The following is an 18,024-nucleotide window of genomic DNA, read 5'->3' as shown; positions in this document are numbered from 1 at the left end:
ATGACCAACTCAAATCGATTGTCCCACGAAATTCACATGGAACTGGCCCGGTTGCGCAGCCGCTTCATGCCACGTCAATGCTTCAATGACTTGTCTGACGCGCTTTGCAACCTTGAAGATCATAGGCGCGCAGAAATTGCGCAGGGCCTTCACCCCGAAGCTCGCGGCATTGCCGTCATTGGGAACTCCGGCAGCGGAAAATCAACGGCTGTCGAACATCTATTTCGGAAGCATCCGTCATTGTCACTGTTAGCTGACGATGAAGAGACGGCAGACATTGCCAGTTTTCTCGTACCATCGCCTGCGACACTGAAAGGCGTAGGCATCTCTTGCTTGAGCGGGCTTGGATACCCACTCATGCGTGACAGAACTGCGGGCATCATCTGGGAATTGGTGCAAACCCATCTGCGAGAGCTTCAGGTAATGTTCCTTCATCTGGACGAGGCTCAAGATCTGATGGGATCTCAAAGCGAACGAGAAATGCTCGCTGTCGTCAACACTCTGAAGTCAGTGATGCAAAACAAGCATTGGCCAGTGAGCATAGTCTTGAGCGGCTTGCCTGATCTGCTGCCGCTGTTGAATTTGGATCCTCAGCTTGGTCGGCGATTCATACCGATTAGTTTTGGCCAGCTCGATGAAATCGACGACGGTCGAAACGTACGCTCCTTGGTTCAGCAATATTGTTCGGCCATAAGCATTGATGCCGATCCTGAGCTGACGTCCGATGACTTTACTGCTCGCTTGATACACGCTGCTGCGAATGAGTTCGGCATCCTTATTGAGGTCGTAATCGGTGCCATTGAAATATGCCTTCGTCGCCAAGAGGCCACGCTGGGCAAGCAACACTTCATCGCTGAATTTCTTCGCCGCACCGGATGTACCAACGACCTTAACCCCTTCGTTCGCAAAAATTGCTCAGCGATCAACCCTCGACGGTTACTCCCGAGCATTAAGGATTCTTCCGACGAAACCAACAATCCTGCGAAAAAGCGGAGGAAGAAATGAGGCGCTTAAGATTGTCCGTGCGCCCTTTCCCGGGCGAACCAGCAAATTCAATTGTGGGCAGGGTTGCAGCGCGCAACGGTGCCAGTTTTGCTCAGGACTTTTGTGCTGATATGAATGCTTCGTGGCGAGCAGTATCTGTTGGTGAACACTCTGAGCTTTCCGGCATGTCGGAGTTGACTGGTATTTCACTCGAAGAACTACAGCGTGATACAGTCCGCGTTCGAGGGCATCGCGCTTACAAAGTAAACGGGCAACATCTTACTAGAAAAACGCTTGATAGGGGAACGCTTAAAGTATGTCCCTTGTGCCTCGTCGAAGATCTAAAGGTAGCTGGGGAGCTAGGACGGCACTGCCGCGTGGAATGGTTGCTCAGATGTTACCAAGTTTGTCATGTGCATCGCACCCTCATGCTGAGTCTTCCGGATGCCGAATATCCAAGATGCCCTTATGATTTCTATCAGCGTATCCGAGATCACTGGGCATGCATCCGGCGTTCCGCTGAAACTGTCGAGTTGGTCAACGGCGACCTAGCTTGGGAAACATACCTTGCAAGCCGTATCAGAGGTATCGAAACAGACGCATGGTGCGACAACCTCGACTTGGATTTGATCTGTTGCCTGGCATTGAATTTGGGAACGGTCATCCGTTTTGGTGCGTCTCGAAATCCTTCCGACTTGAAACCAGGGGAGATATCTCGCGCTGCGAATAACGCCTTCAAAGCGATGAAGAATGGGCGCAAATCACTGTCCGCTGCGCTTCGTGAAGTTCGAGAGGCGTCAGGCAGTCCCAAACCAGGGTTTCATACGGATTTCGGGGCATTTGCGAGGTGGCTATATCGCGTCGATCACAGCAGTGTCAGATGTGCTGAACTCTTAGATATTGTCACTGAATTTGCGTTTGAGAATTACCCGTTTGGTGCGGGAGATGTACTTTTCGGCCGAACCTGCCGTAAGCGGCAAATTCACAATATCGCCTCTGCGGCCAAGCAGCACAGTTTGAAATATCCACGTATGACAAGCTTAGTCCTGGGTTTGGGGTTAGGCAAGGATGGTTGCCACGAGCGCATCGAATTTTCAGCGAAAAAATACGATCCAATATTGAACGAATTTGCGCAGTGTCTTCGTCCAAAACCCGCTGCTAGGAGAATTGGTGTTCACCTGACCATGTTGCAACGCTTAGCTAGCGCTCAAATTTTGAGGCCAAGGTTCGACTTTCCGACTATGCTGCCGGTCTACCACCCTGACGACCTTGATGAATTTACGGCTTCGGTATTCGAGCACACGAGGGTGGTCTCCAATATTCCAACTGGTCATATTCTGCTGATCAAGCTGTGCACACACGCCAAGTGCTATTTCGAGGAAGTCGTTCAAGCCGCCCAATCCGGTTCATTAAGTTCCCTTTGCAGGTTACCAACGGCAGTCGGAGTCCAAGATTGTTTTGCGGACCTGGAGGATTTGCGAGATCAGATTCAAGCTCCGGCGCATCAAGGATACACGAAGCAAGATGCGAAGCGCTTACTTAGAGTTAACGGTCCAACAGTCGCACTTCTAATTGAGAAGTTGATGCTTCATGCAAAAACGGTGCGACATCACCGTTCGCGTCGTCCGATGGTATTGATAACCAAAGATGACTTGCTGGAGTTTTTGCAGCAACATGTGACGTTAGGAATGATGGCATACGCCGCAAGAACGCAGGCGGTGCACGTTGCTACCAAGCTCGAAAAAGCAGGGATCTACCCGCTTCCCTTAGGTGCCAAGTTCAGCAAGATCTACGAACGCACCCCCAAAATAGAAAATCTCTTTTGTCCCGGATGCATCTCCTGAAAGCGAACCCCGGCCCGAACCTCAAGTAGGATTTCAACTATGACGCTTGTCGAGCAACCCGATTGGGAAAGACAATGACACGAAACCCGCAACGCCCGCCAACACATCCCGGTGAATTGCTACGAGAAGAGTTGCTGCCAGCGACCAAGAAACCGAAAGCGGAAATCGCTCGTTTGCTCGGTATCTCCCGCCAGCATTTGTATGATGTTTTGGGGGAGCGCAAACCTGTAACCCCTGAAACAGCTATCCGTCTGGGCAAGCTGTTTGGAAACGGTGCCGACATCTGGATTCAAATGCAGAGCGCCTATGATGTGTGGCATGCTTCTCGCGATGTGGATGTGTCCGGAATTCCGACATTAAAGACAGCCACATGAATGCGGCCGGGCGTGTTCGCAAGGACATACCGAACGGTGAATTGATGAAAAGTAGCTCCGGGCACCCATGCTCGGTGGAAAACCGCTCGGAAGGGCCTGTCACCTATCAGAAAATCAGGCTATGCCTTGGGTTGTATTGAATAATTAGCTCGCACCAACTCCTTGTACGTTGCGGGCACTGAATTTGGCAGATTGCGATGAATAGTGGGTTCCATGAAACTTTGGGTTACTGGCGCGCGTCTCTGGCGGATGGGGCACTGGGGCGAGGCCGTTTTAGGCAGAGCGATAGGAAGAATTTCATCGAACTGTCAAAAGACACCCTGCGCGAAGGTTTGCTGCCTAAAAACCAGGTTCGCAAAGTCTTTGAGGGACAGAAGCCGGATACCAAGGTGGTAGCCGTACAAATCTGGCCGATGGTCATGGCCCGGAGAACTTCCCACGGTGCGACTATATCCAATGGTTTTCCAGAAATCGTCGCACCTGTAGTTACAGAGGCGATTGTCGATAGAGACGGCAACATTCGACCTTCTCGAAACGTCATCGCGAGAGACGTTCTGAAGCCACTCCCCAACGATGTTTTTTCGCTCGGCAAGGTTGAAGATTTCGACACCTTTCTTTCTGCATCGCCCTTCTCGCCTGACGAAAACTCCCCTGTTTGGGACCAATATCTAAAACACTGTCGTGCTATGCTCGATGCCGTCTCGCCAGGGTGGCCATCTGATGATGACAATTATGTCTCTGCCGGCGTGGGATTTATGGAGGTTTCCGGTGAGGCTGCCGCAGCTATTGCGCAAGTTATCAGCCTCTATGACACGCTGCTTGGTGAAAAACACAAAGCGCCGCTGTTAGAAAATCTTGCGGGATCGCCATCAACCAAAAAGGAGCTTTCTCCTCAGACGGAAGCGAACTTCATAAATCGACTGGGACACGCCAGCGATGAATTTCCGCTCGCAGATCATCAACGTCAGGTTCTTTCATATCTCTCAACGGGAAAACCCAGCGATGTGCTTGCCGTCAACGGGCCTCCTGGAACAGGCAAGACGACAATGCTCTTGTCAGCCATTGCAGACGCGTGGGTTCGCGCAGCGCTGGAAGAAAGTGCTCCACCGGTCATCGTCGCAGCGTCCACCAATAACCAGGCAGTAACAAACATTATCGACGCGTTCGGCAAGGATTTCTCTGAAGGCGAAGGCCCATTCGCGGGTCGTTGGCTGCCAGACCTAAAAAGCTACGGGTTGTTTCTTCCAGCAAAATCAAAAGAGGCCGAGGCTGCTCGCCGGTATCAAACTGAGCGGTTCTTCAGTGAACTAGAAAGCCATGACTATGTTCCCCGCGCCAGAGACGCTTTTCTGGAGGCAGGGAAATCGGCATTTCCTGACCTTGAAAATCCAGACGTGAAAGAGATCGTTTCTTCCTTGCACAAGCGGATTACTGAAGAGGTTGCAAAGCTGTCTGATGCGGACAAGGCCCGGAAATGGGTTGAGGAGGCAACATCAAAAGTTGCTAATCTGTTGGGCGATGATGCCGAGACAGCTTTGCTGCAGCTGGAAAAAGCTATGCAGGACGGCGCTGCAGAGCTTGAGCGCCACAAAGCTTGGGAATCTGGCTGGGCCAAACATGAGGCTGATGAATCTGTCTTTCTCGCAATGTTCAACTTTCTTCCATCTGTGGCTCGAAAAAGAGTGATGAAAGGGCGTGTTGCGCTGGAAGCCATCGGCTGCACGCTGGATTTCTCCGGTAGTCGTTCGGTTGAAAACATTGGGAATAACCTTCGAGATGCGGTTCGTGTTGCACAGGAGGCAGCTCAATCCTCCGGCACCAGATATGAGGCAGCCCGATCTGCGCTAGACAATCTAGATCAGGCACAGAGAGCATGGGCGCGTGCAATAGAAAATCTGAAAGCACCGGTCGTTCCAGTGACTGATGCAGTGGACGTCGATAGGTTTGCCGATTGCCACACCCGTTTTCATCTTTTCCGACTGGCTTGCCACTATTGGGAGGGACGGTGGCTTCTGGAAATGGACGATAGCCTGGACGAAATCGTGGCCTCGCAACGAAAGACCGGGCGGAAAACAATCGAACCACGCTGGCACCGCCGTATGATGCTGACGCCCTGTGCTGTCTCCACGTTTGCGAGCTTGCCAGGCAAAATGAGTTTTGGTCTCAAGTCCGGCGGTGAATGGGGCACAGGCTATTTGTTCGACTTCATCGATTTGCTGATTGTTGATGAAGCCGGACAGGTCTTGCCGGAGGTTGCGGCGCCGTCGTTTGCTTTAGCGAAGTGCGCCTTGGTCATTGGGGATACTCAACAGATTGAACCAATCTCATCGGTGTCCAAAGCTGTCGATATCGGCAATCTGCAAAGTGCGGGTTTTCTGAAAGAGACCTATGCTGAGACCGATTTGGCGACACTGTCAGCTACTGGCATGCGTAGTGTTGACGGCAGTGTTATGCGCCTAGCCCAGCAAGCGTGCGCCTATGAGCCCTACCCAGATCTAGAGCGAGGGCTTTACCTGTTCGAGCATCGGCGCTGCTATGACGAAATCATCAATTTCAGCAACAAGCTCTGCTACAAAGGATCGCTCAAACCGATGCGAGGCAGTGCTCCCGAGGGTCGCGCAGTACCGTCGATGGGGTACCTGCATATCGATGGTATGGCTCTGAGTTATGGCGGCAGCCGCGCAAACGCGACTGAGGCTGCAACAATTGCAGACTGGCTCGCGGAAAATCGGCACGATCTTGAGAGTCAGTATAAGAAAAAGCTCGAAGAAATAGTCGGTGTCGTCACGCCCTTCGGGCGGCAGGTACAAGAAATCAAACGCGCTTGTGCTGATCGAGGCATTGACGCGAAAATGACCGTTGGCACGGTTCACTCGCTTCAAGGGGCTGAGCGACCGGTCATCCTATTCTCACCAGTCTATTCCAAACACGCCGACGGGCATTTCATCGACATGTCGCCAAGTATGCTGAACGTGACCGTATCGCGTGCAAAAGACAGCTTCCTCGTCTTCGGTGACATGGACGTATTTTCGTCGGCTGCGAAGGGTACGCCCAGATCGGTCTTGGCTGAGTGCCTGTTCTCTCGGAGCGATGGGGTGCTTGAGTTTACTGCGCAGCCGCGCTCCGATCTTCAGGATTCAAGTCACCCGCTTTCGACACTAAGAGACGCAGAAGAACACGATCGGTTCCTGAAAGATGCCCTGTCCACAGCCCGCGAAATGACCATCGTCAGCCCATGGGTCATTGCCTCAACAATGAAACGTACTGGGTTGCTCGATGCCTTCCAAAGTGCGGTGGCGCGCGGGGCAGAAATCGATGTCTTCACGGATCCTCTGTTGAACCAGTTGAAGTACGATGATGGCGTAACACAGCTGGAAGCAGCAGAATCGGCGCTGCAGGAAGTGGGTGTTCGTGTTCACGAGGTGCGACAACTGCATAGTAAAATTGTCATCGTGGACGCCAATAGTCTTTGCATTGGATCTTACAACTGGCTGAGCGCTGATCGAAAAGGCCGATATGCACGCCATGAAACGTCAATCGTCTACAATGGCTCGCATCTTCAAAGCGAGATTGATGTCATCAAGCAAAGCCTAGGTGCCCGCGAGAAACGCTAACTCCTCCGCGAAGTCACTCTTTTTTACCCAGTCTGCCGTGCGCTGGCGGGGTGGTTTCGCGCTTTCTGAAATCTGCGCTTTTTGATCTGGTGAAGCGACATACTTTCTGTCGAAAAGCGCCAATCTTTTGTCGATGCAATGAGGCTAACTTGCTATAATCTAATGGTATTATGAAAATTTAGACGCCAAACTTCGTGTCATCTTACAAATAACAAATATTTACACGGATTCGTGTAGATCGCGTTTCGTGACGTGCGGCTTGCCGGAAGCAATACGGAAGCACTGTGACATAGATTGAAGTGTGCCTATTGGATCACAATGGTATAGCGTCGCGATAGCTTTCGGACACGGGTGTGCAATCTCCCGGACAAACTCAAGCGGGACTTGAGCAGGTCAGGCCACCAAACGGACCTTCGCTGCGTTTGCAGCACTGGGCCTGAGTGACGGCGGCAATGCACAGGAAGCAGACCTTTGATCAACGATGCAGTGTTTTCGAGCCTTGGACAGTCGCTATGCGGACTTAGCTACCGTTCACCGTCCCCCGAACTGCCCACGCCCGAGCCGCAAGCAAGATCAACCCGTCAGGGTCAGTCGGCAATGTTTCAATCAAGCGATTTTTCAACTTCTGGCGCGCTGCATCATCCAGAGACGCACAATAGCCCGGCGCTGGCGCAATTCCGGAAAGGAAGGGAGTCCAATAGTCATCAAAATCCGCGAACGGTGTCAGAATGTCGATAGGTGTAGTCTTAACATCTCGCAATCCGGCACTTGAAAATAATTCGGTCAGTGCAGCGGGACGGCAAATCGGGAATCGGACACCTTCATCTTTGTCACGCGCGGTTGGGTCGAGCGCGATTGCTGCGTCCCAAAAATAGCGCATAAACTGAACATGGCCCGAGTAATCCCAAACATACGCGGCAACGGTTCCACCTTTATCGACAGACCTGACAAGCTCCGCTAACGCCTTTTCCTTATCCGGGATAAAGTTGAGAACGAGGCCCAACACGGCCACATCAACTGTACAGTCATTTACCGGGATGTTCTCGCCAGACCCTTGCTTGAAGGTTGCGCGTTTGTCGTCAATTTTTTTTCCTGCGAGGGTAAGGAAACCATCTGAAGGTTCGACACCGATAACTGACGCAGGGTCATGACCTTCCAGAATTTGCGATGTAAGCGCACCAGTCCCGCAGCCAAGGTCAAGCCATCGCAATCCGCCTGGAATGTCGAGCCAGGATAAGAACTTTTTGCCCGTTTTCCTGCTCCATCGGCCGACGTACATTTCGTAGGCGTCGCCATCGCTCCATTTGTCCCGCATAGTCTCGCCCTATGAGTGATTTGAATGAATTAAAGGGTAACACATGCAGGCTTTGGAGTCCGCTTTGGGCTCGAAGCCGACATCCGATCATTTCACTCAAACAATGACGGCATCTAGGCGACCAAGGTCGACAATGCGCGGAGAGCAGACAAATGCACCCGCAGCACGCAGTTCTCATAGCAATGGCGGCTCAGGGCTCAAACTGCACAAATGGACAAGGCACAAATGAAGGCGGGTGCTCGTCACGGTTTACGCTATGAACCGATATCTGTTCTTGGCTTCATGCAGCTTGTTTGCCGCGCGCTCAGGGTCAGCATTTATGCTTTCTGCGAGCCTGCCTCCAACACTTTCCATGAAATCACTCAACACTCTTTCCTGAGTGTCCTCCAACGCGGCCAGCGTGATGCCAAGGCCCGCCATTTGCGCTGATATCAACCGGATTTGCTCGGCACGATGTACGTGCTTTATGTTGGTTGCGTCGATGTGGCTGCGCATTTCCTGCAAGTCATCCTCTGACGATCCAGCAACCAAGTCCCAGATTTCATGGTTCGACCACCGGGCACGATTGCTATCATCGGGATCAGGTTCACAGTAGCGTATCTTTTGAAGTGCCTCCGTGATGACATCCCCGAACATGGCATCGAATTGGGGCCACGTCCTGATCTGCCAACGATCCTTAAGTAAATCCTTCCCAGTTCGTATCTCTACGCGCCAAACGCGGCTAGTGGACGGGTCAGATGGGTTCAATAGGGGTAAACTATCCCGCTCAAGGTTGGCGTTCCAGATGTCCCACCAGATCGGCTTTTTCTTATCAACCACTTCGCGACGCTTGTCGTAAATGATGACTCGCCGTCCCGGCATTTTACCGACCGTGGCGGATGTAAACTGACCAGATTTACCGTTGCTACGCATGTCATCTTGAGCGGTAAGATAGTCAGCGCGGTTGGTGTGGCTGTGAGTAACGAATTGCTCGGGAACAAGTTTAAATTTCGGTGCCAGTACATCAACGCAGAAATCGGCACGGCTGATACTGACTTGATGCGCTTCAAAGCGGATACCGAGCCTCGTTAGGGTCTTATCTATATAGGATCGTGCGTACCCGAGACCTTGTGTTGCAAGAAGCGTTGAGCCAACGGAGACCCGAATACCCCAAGGGTCGCGCGCATTAGGTTTTTTGAAGAACCAAGTAACTTCCAGCGGCCCGCCTTTGAGGATAAAGCGATATCCGTTGCCGCCGTGTGGCAAAAGATCAAAATCCGCGCTGCCGTAGCTAAATGGAACAGGATGTCGCTCTTCTTCGGCCTTCTCTCGTTCGGTACTCAACAGGTCGAATAGTTCTTGAGAGATGTTTGCCTGAATGGAAAGTGCGATTGTGTCGAATCCACGAAGTACAATTTGCATTTCATAGTCTCCTTGGGTTCCGGTATTTCCAGAGGGGGGCGCTACAATCACCCCCCTCTTTCGGCGGACGCCGCGCGATTTGGTTTAGGTTTGGAAAAGTGCGGGCGCTGATACGCCCTTCGATAGTGCCTCCGGCGGGGCAGCTATTGTTTTGGGGCCGGGCTGCGAGCCCGGCGGATGTTATTGGCTAGATGCGGCCTGCTTCCGCGAAATCCAGTTTTCTGCACGCTCTGCACATTTAGCGACGTTGAGTAGTTCATTGTGAGAGAACGCGCTGGTGGTGCGCCAATCGCCCTCCCCGTTCTTGTAGGACCGCGAGAGGTCGACGGAAAAGAACCCGTCATTGTCCCAGATCGTTGCAGTAATGAGCCCGATTTTGAATTTGAAAGCGGGTTGCTGTGTCATGGTGAACTCCTATTTTGAACTGCTTGGCAGACACAGAAAGGGCGCGAGGTGGCGACACCCCGCGCCCCTGAGAGCCATCCGGCCCCAAAATCCCGCTCAGCGCTGCCAACTCTGAGCGGGCAAAACTCGAATGTTAGGAAGGTGCGGCGCTGGTATTGGCGACCCGCTTTTCAGCAATCCATTTTTGTAGATCGCGGCGTGTGTAGCGGACAGAACGACCGGATACTTTGACGAACATTGGACCGCCTCCCCGGACCCGCCAGTTTTGCAAGGCGCGTACGGAGTAACAGAGGTAGTTTGCGGCTTCTTTTTCGTCGATGAGCCGGTCGAAGTAGTCAGGATCAGGCTGTGCTTGCATGGTTGCCTTGCTGCATATTGTTTCGTTGCAACCAATATGCAGCGTAGGCAGGTCTCAATCTAATGTCATATATGGCTCAGAATCTGTCCATTTATGACATCCCCTATTTTTTAAGGCCGAATAGACGCAATGTGGCATTGCCGATGGTGTTAGATGTCGGAAATTTGTGGCTCTCTTCAATCCAGAAAAACGCGTAAAGGAAACTAAAGAAGTCGCTTTTATACGGCCTTTCCTCGTCCATCTCATCATAGCGATAGGTCTCCATCGGCTCTCGCCCGGTGTAATGCTGAAAGACCTTTGCGAGTTGGCCGATTGTCAGTTCCAAACTTTCGTTTTGCTTTGGTCGTGCACGGGGACGTTTGTGCTGTTCCAAAGCTTCCCCGATGAGAAATTGAAGATCGGGTAAACCGTCTTTCGAGCGATCCATGACAAACTCGCCGTAGGTGAGACCTTCATGGTCGCTGCCCATGGAGGTTTCAAAATAGTCCTCCGGTTCGTTGCCCATGCCTACTTCTTCCAATTCCCATAGAATGGATGGTGGTAGATGGGACAATTGTTCCTGGAGAGATAGCACCAATTTTTCGAGCTTGTTGTAAATTGCCCTCCGCTCTTTTGCTGGGAGTTTCGCAATCTTTCGGTCCTTGGGTTGGTAGAAACCAGAGACCCAGCTTATGTCGGAAGCAAATCCTTCGGCGACTGGCAGCGATAGGCCCATTTGCTTCCACATATACTCAACGTCGAACTCTTGTTCGGTGTTCTTATTGTCCAGCAATTGATCTGCCCTCGTATATGTTATGTAGGCGTTTTGAAATCACTTCGCCTACATAGGCATACCTATATGTAGGGCGACGCGGTTCCTAAGATCGTGCCTATGTAATGCAGAAAGTTGAACAACCCTTAGTGGTGTCGCGGGTGTACTTAGTTCAATGGGTGCATATCATCTCGACGCCCCGGGCGCCTCGCCCCATAGGAACCGCAGATTCAATTGGCACTGAAACCAACAAGCCGAACCAAGTTCACATCCGATATTGTGCTAGGGAATTTCACCGATGAATCACGCAGGTCCGAAACCCTGAATCATGGAATCACTTGCTTTGCATGGCTGTTGGATTCGATCAACAGGAAAGGCATCCAAGACTTCTGTGGATAAGTGCGCGGATAATTTGGTGTTGAGTACGCGTTTCATCTTAAAAACTAAAGGTTTCGCTCTGTTTGCCTAAAATTTAAGCAGCAAATTTCATGTTTGTTTTACAAAGACTTTTTGTGTCTTTTTTTCTCGCGTCAAAAAGAAACTCGGCTGTTGCGCGTTGTTTTTTGGCAACGCGATTGGGTGCAGAGATTTGGTGTACAACCTTACCTAGCGGCACCCGATCCAAATACGCTTCCACAAAATCTCGCCTTGAGACTCTACTCTACTGTGCGCCAGCAAAGTGACTTGGGGTTATTGAACGACCCACAAAGGGGTTGTCCGCTCATCCTTGCACAAGCACGTGCCAGACGAACCGCCACCGATCCTGCTTCCCGCTGCACCGCATCATCTGCCAGATGTGCATAGCGCAGGGTCGTGGTCAGATTTTTGTGGCCCTAAATCTCCTTAAGGGTGAACAGGTCGATCCCGTTTTACATAGCAGCTGGGGTAAAGGTGTTTTGCAGGTCATCAATACTTACGTCTTCCAGCCCAATCGGCTACCCACACCTCAACGACCGTCTTTGCCATTCCTAAGCCCGAGACGATTCAATTCGCGAGTCCGTCGATTACCGTTCTCTTGAAGCGACTTCCACGTGTTTGGCTTACGTGCTTCGCGGTGCCATCGCCCAAGGGGTTCCTGTCCTTCGTTTTCAAGAACAGCTCTGAGATTTGGCCGATGGTCTTTTTGGTTACGGCGATTATGAGGTACGCGGCCTTTGTGCGAGGTTTCTGGTGCGACCAATCTTCCAAAGTAGCTCCGCATTGAGCCGACTAGAGACGCGAACAGAATCGCTTCCGTCAATAACGCGGCCCAGAGTATTGCGGTCATGTTTCCCTCGTACTGCTATATCAATGTTACGGCGCTGCATCCCAACTCTTAACGATATTACCAGCTATCGCCATTTAGAGTTGTGACTCAACGCCAGTCTTTTGTTCGAAATTGCCAATAGTAATCAACCGCATCACGAAGGGTGCATGTTGCGACATCCTTCACTAGACGACTTAAGACCAACTCGCTGACGGCTTTTAAGGGCGCACAACGAACGTCCTTGCGCACAGCACGCGCGAGCCGAGCCGCAACTGATCCTGCCGCTCACTGGACGGCATCATCTGCCAGATGCGCATAGCGCAGGGTCGTCGTCAGGTTCTTATGGCCCATAATCTCCTTAAGAGTGAATGGGTCGATCCCGTCTATCATCGCTACCGAGGCGTATGTGTGCCTGAGGTCGTGTATACGGACGTCTTCCAGACCTGCCGCCTTACGTATACGCCGCCACGGCTTTTGCAGGTTGTTGAGCGGTCCGGTCTCTGACTCGCCCAATATGACGTAGGGGTTTCCCGGTTGCCGGGGCAGGTCCATCAGGATGTCATAGGCTTCTCTCGGCAACGGGATGCGGCGGCGTCCGGTCTTGCTGTCCGGCAATTCCAGATGGTGCGAGGTTACATAGTCCCAGCGCAGCGTCAGAATCTCACTGAGGCGGCACCCGGTGTAAATCAACAGCAGGAGGGCCGAAACCACGTATACGGTCTCTGCGCCGTCTTCCAGCGCCTCTGCCAGCACTTCGCCAAGTCGTATCTGTTCCGCGTCCGACAGGTAGCGTTTCTTTTCTTCTTCTTGGAACTTCTTGATCCGGCGCGCGGGGTTCGATCCCGGTTGCCGCAATCCCCAATCCTCGGCCAGATTGAACAGCTTCGACAACATCGCTGCCGCCCGGTTGGCCTGATAGGGGGTTTCGCGCAGCCCGTGGTGAAAGGTCACCACATCGGCGCGGGTTACCTCGGAAATCGGGATTGGGCCAAGTTTGGGGCGGATGAACCGGCGAATGACACTGTGATAGTCGCGGGCGGTGGTCGGCTTGCAATGCTGATGGACATATTCCTCTAGGAACCGGTCACAGAGACCCGCAACGGTCGGTGCGCGCCGTTTGGCCTGTCTCTCGGCGGAAGGGTCCGACCCGCGCGCCACATCGCCCAAAAGCTGCTTCGCCTGCGTCCTCGCTTCCTCGGCGGTCAGAACGCCATGTTGGCCGATGGTGATCCGCCTTGTCCGGCGCCCGGCCCGGTACTGAACCAGATAGGTCTTCTTGCCGGAAGGATAGACCCGCAGCCCAAAGCCGCGCATGTCCCGGTCCCAGACAAGGTATTCCTTGGCCTCAATGGAAAGCCCCTCTACCGCGCGTTTGGTCAATTTGAACATATCCAGAACACTCCTTGCTTCCGGAAGCTATACGGAAGCAAATGGCGGCGAATTCTGGAGTAAGTCATGAATTCAAGGCGCAACGATGGTCAACTTAAATTACTGTTTTTGCTTTATTTTTGTCAGTATAGCGAAATCTGGAGAAATACAGAGAAATGGCTCTGGCCGTTCTTTTAATCAGTGGGTCGCAGGTTCGAATCCTGAACGGCTCACCACTTTTCATAGATTGTCCTTTCGTTTTAGGGGCTTGTGGTAGGTTGTGGCGAACCTTTGTCACTGGTTCGCCAAATCTAGGGTTTAATTAGTTCTAGGACTTAGCTTGTCGACAGCGGAGTCGGCCATGCCTTTACGTTCTGCTTTTTCGGTATACAGCTGCACCAAAGACAGCGTTTTGTGACCGGTTACGGCCATGATTTCGTTGGCGCTGGCACCGGCTTCTGCCAGTCTTCTGGCGCACGCTTTTCTCAACCCGTGGGCTGAGCGTTGGGGCAGTCCAACTTGGTTGCGCTACTTTCGCATCATGTTTCCGAAGCTCTTTTCCGAGCGTATCTTGGCGGTGCCATCGGAAAGAAACCTGAGCTGCCCCTACATCAACAGAACTAACTTTCATGATCGGGCGAATGTGAAGAGAAACTCCATTCGATCACAGGAGCCATTGTTCATTTCTTTGCGCTATAGACCCCATTCTGTACCATTTGCCTATCTGTCGGCATGATCTGGGTATTGGGGTTTCTACCGCTGAGCACAGGTCGGACGGCAGGACCCACGAGTGCGCGGCGCAGGGCGAACAGGTAACACACCCAGCTGGAACACCAAAACAGGGCAGCGGTGTTTTCCAGAAGCTCGCCGGAAACAGTTACCGGAGCGGCAAGGCGGGTTACCATGGCGCACCACAGCAACACCATGGCACAGGTCAGACTGCGAGGTGCGCGTAACGAACCCTCTGATTTTTGGGATGCGGCTCGGCCAGTGAATGCCATGACCATGCCAGAGATCGCCCCAATGGTGAGGGCGTGCAGGGCATCGGCTGAAGGATAGGCTGCCGGAAGAAACCACAAAGAGCCGATAAGCAGCAGTCCAAGAGGGAGGCAGAGAAACGCAGCATGTAGCCCGAAGAGCAACGGGTTGTGCCATGTGTCGAAACTGCGCCAGAGCGACATCGCGCAAAGCAAGGAAACGGCGGCGATGATCAGCAAGGCATTTGCAAAACCGGGGACGTTGAACAACAGGGCAATCACGCTACAGGCCAGCAACGCGAGGATGATCAAGCGCAGCCCTTCGTTGTAAGGTAAGTCCAGCGCAGGCAAGCCTTGATGTTGACGCCAAGTTGAAGTGAAGGCAGGGACGGCGCGAACGCCGATGGCGGTGATCAGCATAGCAAAGCCGATCAGAACCGCGTGCACAAGGGACAGGCTGGCCGTGACATAGCCGGATTTACCGAGGGTCATGTAAGTAGTTTCGACCAGGCCCAGAGCCAGCACAGCGAAAGCAAACGGAATTTTGGCATAGGCGCCTGCGGCTACGATCCGCCAGGTCAGCAGTCCAAACAAGGCGATGAAGAACAGACCATTGCAGAACAGGATCAGGCTGAAGGGGAGGCGGTCAGCCAAGGCCGTTGTAACGCGGCCTAAAGCCCAGAATCCTATCAATAGCTTCAATATTGTGCCTTGTTCGGGGGGCTTGGCCACCCAGTTGGGCAGGGCGGTCAGCAGGTAGCCGCCGACAGCCAACGCGGCAAAGCCGAACAGCAGCTCATGTACATGCCACAGAACGTTCGGCTCAAACGCCGGGGCGGGCAGGTTCAGGCGCACGCCCAGAGGCCACCATCCGACGCAGACCAGCGCCCAGAGGGCCGCGCCGCTGAACATGGGTCGATAAGGCGCGGCCCAGAACGACTGTGCCGTCACTCTGCCGGAACGGCCCGGTCGGCGGACCAGTCCGCACCACATGCGCCCTGCAGAAACCCATCGGAAAAGCGTGCCTCCGGTGTAAGGGTTTGAAGGTCTGTGGCCGTCGATTTCGCCGAGGCGTCTCCTTGCAGAAGGGCGTGATAGGCGGCGCAGATGGCAGGGAAACCCTGCGATTGCGGAGAAAGCCGCAAGGCAGCGACACCTGCACGGGCCAGCGTGTCGGTCTGATAGACGGCGGCGGCGTGCGTGGAAGACAGGGTTTGCACACCGTTCATTGTCATGAACGGCTGACCTTCCAGCGTTTTTACCTCCAACCCGTCCGGATCGTCTTCGCAGGCAAATTGGCAGTTGTCTTTGGTGCGACCGAGCAGGCGTGCGTGATAGCAGCGGCCCGAGATCGCCAAAGGCAGGCGGCCATGGCCCCAAACCTCGATAGCAACGCCGAGATCGGCGGCGGTTTTGGCCAGCACCTCAACGCTTTCCAGTGGCAGTTCGGGGGGCAGACACACCCGTGTGGCACCCAGCGAAGCAAGCCATGTCAGCGTGCCTTCGTTGTAGACATTGACCAGCGGGCCAACCCAGAACGGCGTGTCTTTGGGAATATGCGGCAAGGCAGAGAGGTCGTTGACCTCCACCGGCAGGCCCATTTCCACAAGATCGGCGATCAGCTTGCGTTCGCGTTTCAGCGTGACCAGCGCAAGGCTGGTCAGGGCCACCTCTTTGCCTGCGTTTTGCAAGGTATCGATCGCTTCCGCGATGTGCTCCTGATAAAACGGCAAACGTTTGGAACAGACCAGTTCGCCCAAAACGACACGGGCAACAGGGGTGTCGGCCAATGAGGTGTGAAACTCCAGCCAACGGTCTTTGGACCAGAAGAACTGGGTTGGCCCTGCAGTGAGATCCATGGCTTATCTCCAGGTTTTCTTATAGGCGCCGGTGGTCATGGCCTGACCCTCGGAAAGACGGGCCAGCATGCCCTCTGGCAGCGGGCGGCCCGCATCGAGTGCATCCACGGCCGCGCGGAAATTGCGCACCACCTGCGCCACGTAAGAACGGGACCGCTGACGGCCCTCGATCTTGAGCGCGGTGACGCCTGCCTTTTGCAATTGCGGGATCAGTTTCTCGGCGTTCAGGCTGACCGGGTCTTCAAACAGGTGGCCGGTTTTTTCACCTGCACTGAAACACCCTTTGCACAGGGTCGGGTAGGGGGCGGCTTCATCTTTGTTGACGCGGTGAATGATGTAACCGCCCAGACGTGCATCCAGCACTCCGTTTTCGTCGCGGTACTCCACATGGCTTGCCGGAGAGCAAACGCCATTCATATTGGGCGATTTGCCGGTGGCATAGGACGACAGCGAACAGCGGCCCTCGGCCATCACACAGAGACCGCCGAAGACGAACACCTCGGTCTCAACCTCGGTTTCGGCGTTGATCGCGGCGATTTCGGGCACCGAGAGAACGCGCGGCAGCACCACTCGTTTTACTCCAAAGGTTTCGGCGTAATAGTTGATGACATCCGCATTGGCGGCGGCGGCCTGTACCGAGAGATGGCGGCGCAGGTCGGGATGGTGGCGCGCGGTATGGGCCAGAAGACCGGCATCGGCAAGGATCACCGCATCGGCCCCGCAGGATTCGGCGTCAGCCACGGCGTGGTGCCAGATCGCCTCATGCCCGGCGCGGGGAAAGGTGTTGATGGCGACCAGGACCTTGGCGTCATGCTGATGGGCAAATGCCACGCCCTCGCGCATTTCTGTGCGGTCAAAATTCAGGCCCGGAAAATTTCGGGCGTTGGTTTCATCTGCAAAGCCACAGTAAACCGTGTGTGCGCCCGCCTTGACAGCCGCGCGCAGGGCGGCGGGGGTACCGGCGGGACAGACAATTTCCATCACCATAGTTCTGCCTCTTCAGATCTGCTCAGGTTGACACCGGTTCTTCGCTCAATCATCGCAAGAACCCTCTGCATGGAATGCGCCAGGGGACCGGACAGGTCCGAGAGTTCCTGCGCGAAATCCAGTTCGGCATCATCGATGGCGTTGCGCAGGGCCAGTGCGGCAGCCGTATCGCCTTCGATCACGAGGTCGCGGGAAAAGAACAGCGCGTCCCCGTCATAGGCGCCATGAACAAGGCCCAACAGGGCGGCCAGCGGTCCAGCGATCCGTGCGGCACCGTCTGCCGGGCCGCGCGTGACTGACACACGCGGGGTGCCACCGTTCGGATCAAGGCAAATCACAAAAGGCAGGTCGGTCGGATCAAGGATGAACCGGGTGTGATCATGCTCTCCAAGCCTGCGGAACATGCCCGGGTGTTTTTGAGCAATCTTGCGGGAAAAGGCGGAAAGGATGGCCGACAAAGGGGCGAAAGGCAAAATGCGCAACGGATAGGTGGCCACCTGCGGAAAGCGCGGAATCTGAGGGGGCGATTGGGACAAGCAGG

15 protein-coding genes are annotated in these 18,024 nt (G+C 53.9%); 4 read left to right on the top strand and 11 right to left on the bottom strand.

What is annotated here, in order from left to right:
• The 4 genes from AC2FEE_RS09760 (at position 1) to AC2FEE_RS09745 (ending at position 6,816) form a co-directional block, all read left to right on the top strand.
• On the top strand, positions 1–1,005 hold the full coding sequence (locus AC2FEE_RS09760; protein WP_496864761.1) for a TniB family NTP-binding protein: 1,005 nt from the start codon (positions 1–3) through the stop codon (positions 1,003–1,005).
• Positions 1,002–2,828, top strand: coding sequence for a TniQ family protein (locus tag AC2FEE_RS09755; protein WP_496864759.1), 1,827 nt, complete (start codon positions 1,002–1,004; stop codon positions 2,826–2,828). The genes AC2FEE_RS09760 and AC2FEE_RS09755 overlap by 4 nt, the downstream gene beginning before the upstream one ends.
• Positions 2,829–2,902: 74 nt before the next feature.
• Positions 2,903–3,202: a HigA family addiction module antitoxin gene (locus AC2FEE_RS09750; RefSeq protein ID WP_496864757.1), complete on the top strand. Its 300-nt coding sequence runs from the start codon at positions 2,903–2,905 to the stop codon at positions 3,200–3,202.
• 197 nt (positions 3,203–3,399) lie between these two features.
• Positions 3,400–6,816, top strand: a complete 3,417-nt coding sequence (locus tag AC2FEE_RS09745; protein ID WP_496864756.1) for an AAA domain-containing protein — start codon at positions 3,400–3,402, stop codon at positions 6,814–6,816.
• Positions 6,817–7,336: 520 nt separating this feature from the next.
• On the opposite strand, the gene AC2FEE_RS09740 is transcribed toward AC2FEE_RS09745, so the two are convergent.
• From AC2FEE_RS09740 to ubiT, 11 genes are all read right to left on the bottom strand, one after another.
• Positions 7,337–8,131, bottom strand: coding sequence for a class I SAM-dependent methyltransferase (locus AC2FEE_RS09740; RefSeq protein ID WP_496864754.1), 795 nt, complete (start codon positions 8,129–8,131; stop codon positions 7,337–7,339).
• Between the two features lie 249 nt (positions 8,132–8,380).
• Positions 8,381–9,532 carry a hypothetical protein gene (locus tag AC2FEE_RS09735; RefSeq protein ID WP_496864752.1) on the bottom strand — a complete coding sequence of 384 codons (1,152 nt, stop codon included), beginning with the start codon at positions 9,530–9,532 and terminating at the stop codon, positions 8,381–8,383.
• A gap of 180 nt (positions 9,533–9,712) precedes the next feature.
• Positions 9,713–9,937 (bottom strand): hypothetical protein, encoded by a 225-nt coding sequence (locus tag AC2FEE_RS09730; RefSeq protein ID WP_496864750.1) that lies wholly within the window; start codon positions 9,935–9,937, stop codon positions 9,713–9,715.
• A 133-nt stretch (positions 9,938–10,070) separates the two neighbouring features.
• A complete protein-coding gene (locus AC2FEE_RS09725) occupies positions 10,071–10,295 on the bottom strand; it encodes a helix-turn-helix transcriptional regulator (RefSeq protein WP_496864749.1) in 225 nt (74 codons plus the stop codon).
• A 103-nt stretch (positions 10,296–10,398) separates the two neighbouring features.
• Entirely contained in the window at positions 10,399–11,067 is a 669-nt protein-coding gene (locus AC2FEE_RS09720; protein ID WP_496864748.1) for a hypothetical protein, read from the bottom strand.
• A gap of 1,510 nt (positions 11,068–12,577) precedes the next feature.
• Positions 12,578–13,681: a site-specific integrase gene (locus AC2FEE_RS09715; protein ID WP_496864746.1), complete on the bottom strand. Its 1,104-nt coding sequence runs from the start codon at positions 13,679–13,681 to the stop codon at positions 12,578–12,580.
• Positions 13,682–13,978: 297 nt separating this feature from the next.
• The gene (locus AC2FEE_RS09710) at positions 13,979–14,173 is read right to left on the bottom strand and encodes a tyrosine-type recombinase/integrase (RefSeq protein ID WP_496864954.1); all 195 of its coding nucleotides are present in this window, start codon (positions 14,171–14,173) and stop codon (positions 13,979–13,981) included.
• Positions 14,174–14,340: 167 nt separating this feature from the next.
• Complete coding sequence (locus AC2FEE_RS09705) at positions 14,341–15,588, bottom strand: NnrS family protein (RefSeq protein WP_496864745.1); 1,248 nt, start codon at positions 15,586–15,588, stop codon at positions 14,341–14,343.
• Positions 15,585–16,496, bottom strand: a complete 912-nt coding sequence (ubiV, locus tag AC2FEE_RS09700) for a ubiquinone anaerobic biosynthesis protein UbiV (RefSeq protein ID WP_496864744.1) — start codon at positions 16,494–16,496, stop codon at positions 15,585–15,587. Before ubiV ends, AC2FEE_RS09705 begins: the two co-directional genes overlap by 4 nt.
• A 3-nt stretch (positions 16,497–16,499) precedes the next feature.
• Positions 16,500–17,477: a ubiquinone anaerobic biosynthesis protein UbiU gene (gene ubiU / locus AC2FEE_RS09695; RefSeq protein ID WP_496864952.1), complete on the bottom strand. Its 978-nt coding sequence runs from the start codon at positions 17,475–17,477 to the stop codon at positions 16,500–16,502.
• Complete coding sequence (gene ubiT / locus AC2FEE_RS09690; protein ID WP_496864743.1) at positions 17,477–18,019, bottom strand: ubiquinone anaerobic biosynthesis accessory factor UbiT; 543 nt, start codon at positions 18,017–18,019, stop codon at positions 17,477–17,479. The genes ubiU and ubiT overlap by 1 nt, the downstream gene beginning before the upstream one ends.
• Positions 18,020–18,024: the final 5 nt, after the last annotated feature.

It is taken from the genome of Ruegeria sp. YTSC199, assembly GCF_059609725.1.
The sequence above is the reverse complement of the archived record's forward strand: the minus strand, read 5'-3'. Positions and strand labels throughout refer to the sequence as shown.

What these genes read in the sequence shown, in the direction of transcription:
- AC2FEE_RS09760 (WP_496864761.1), top strand. Translation starts at nt 1, where the DNA reads ATGACCAACTCAAATCGATTGTCCCACGAAATTCACATGGAACTGGCC.
- AC2FEE_RS09755 (WP_496864759.1), top strand. Translation starts at nt 1,002, where the DNA reads ATGAGGCGCTTAAGATTGTCCGTGCGCCCTTTCCCGGGCGAACCAGCA.
- AC2FEE_RS09750 (WP_496864757.1), top strand. Translation starts at nt 2,903, where the DNA reads ATGACACGAAACCCGCAACGCCCGCCAACACATCCCGGTGAATTGCTA.
- AC2FEE_RS09745 (WP_496864756.1), top strand. Translation starts at nt 3,400, where the DNA reads ATGAATAGTGGGTTCCATGAAACTTTGGGTTACTGGCGCGCGTCTCTG.
- AC2FEE_RS09740 (WP_496864754.1), bottom strand. Translation starts at nt 8,131, where the DNA reads ATGCGGGACAAATGGAGCGATGGCGACGCCTACGAAATGTACGTCGGC.
- AC2FEE_RS09735 (WP_496864752.1), bottom strand. Translation starts at nt 9,532, where the DNA reads ATGCAAATTGTACTTCGTGGATTCGACACAATCGCACTTTCCATTCAG.
- AC2FEE_RS09730 (WP_496864750.1), bottom strand. Translation starts at nt 9,937, where the DNA reads ATGACACAGCAACCCGCTTTCAAATTCAAAATCGGGCTCATTACTGCA.
- AC2FEE_RS09725 (WP_496864749.1), bottom strand. Translation starts at nt 10,295, where the DNA reads ATGCAAGCACAGCCTGATCCTGACTACTTCGACCGGCTCATCGACGAA.
- AC2FEE_RS09715 (WP_496864746.1), bottom strand. Translation starts at nt 13,681, where the DNA reads ATGTTCAAATTGACCAAACGCGCGGTAGAGGGGCTTTCCATTGAGGCC.
- ubiV (WP_496864744.1), bottom strand. Translation starts at nt 16,496, where the DNA reads ATGGATCTCACTGCAGGGCCAACCCAGTTCTTCTGGTCCAAAGACCGT.
- ubiU (WP_496864952.1), bottom strand. Translation starts at nt 17,477, where the DNA reads ATGGAAATTGTCTGTCCCGCCGGTACCCCCGCCGCCCTGCGCGCGGCT.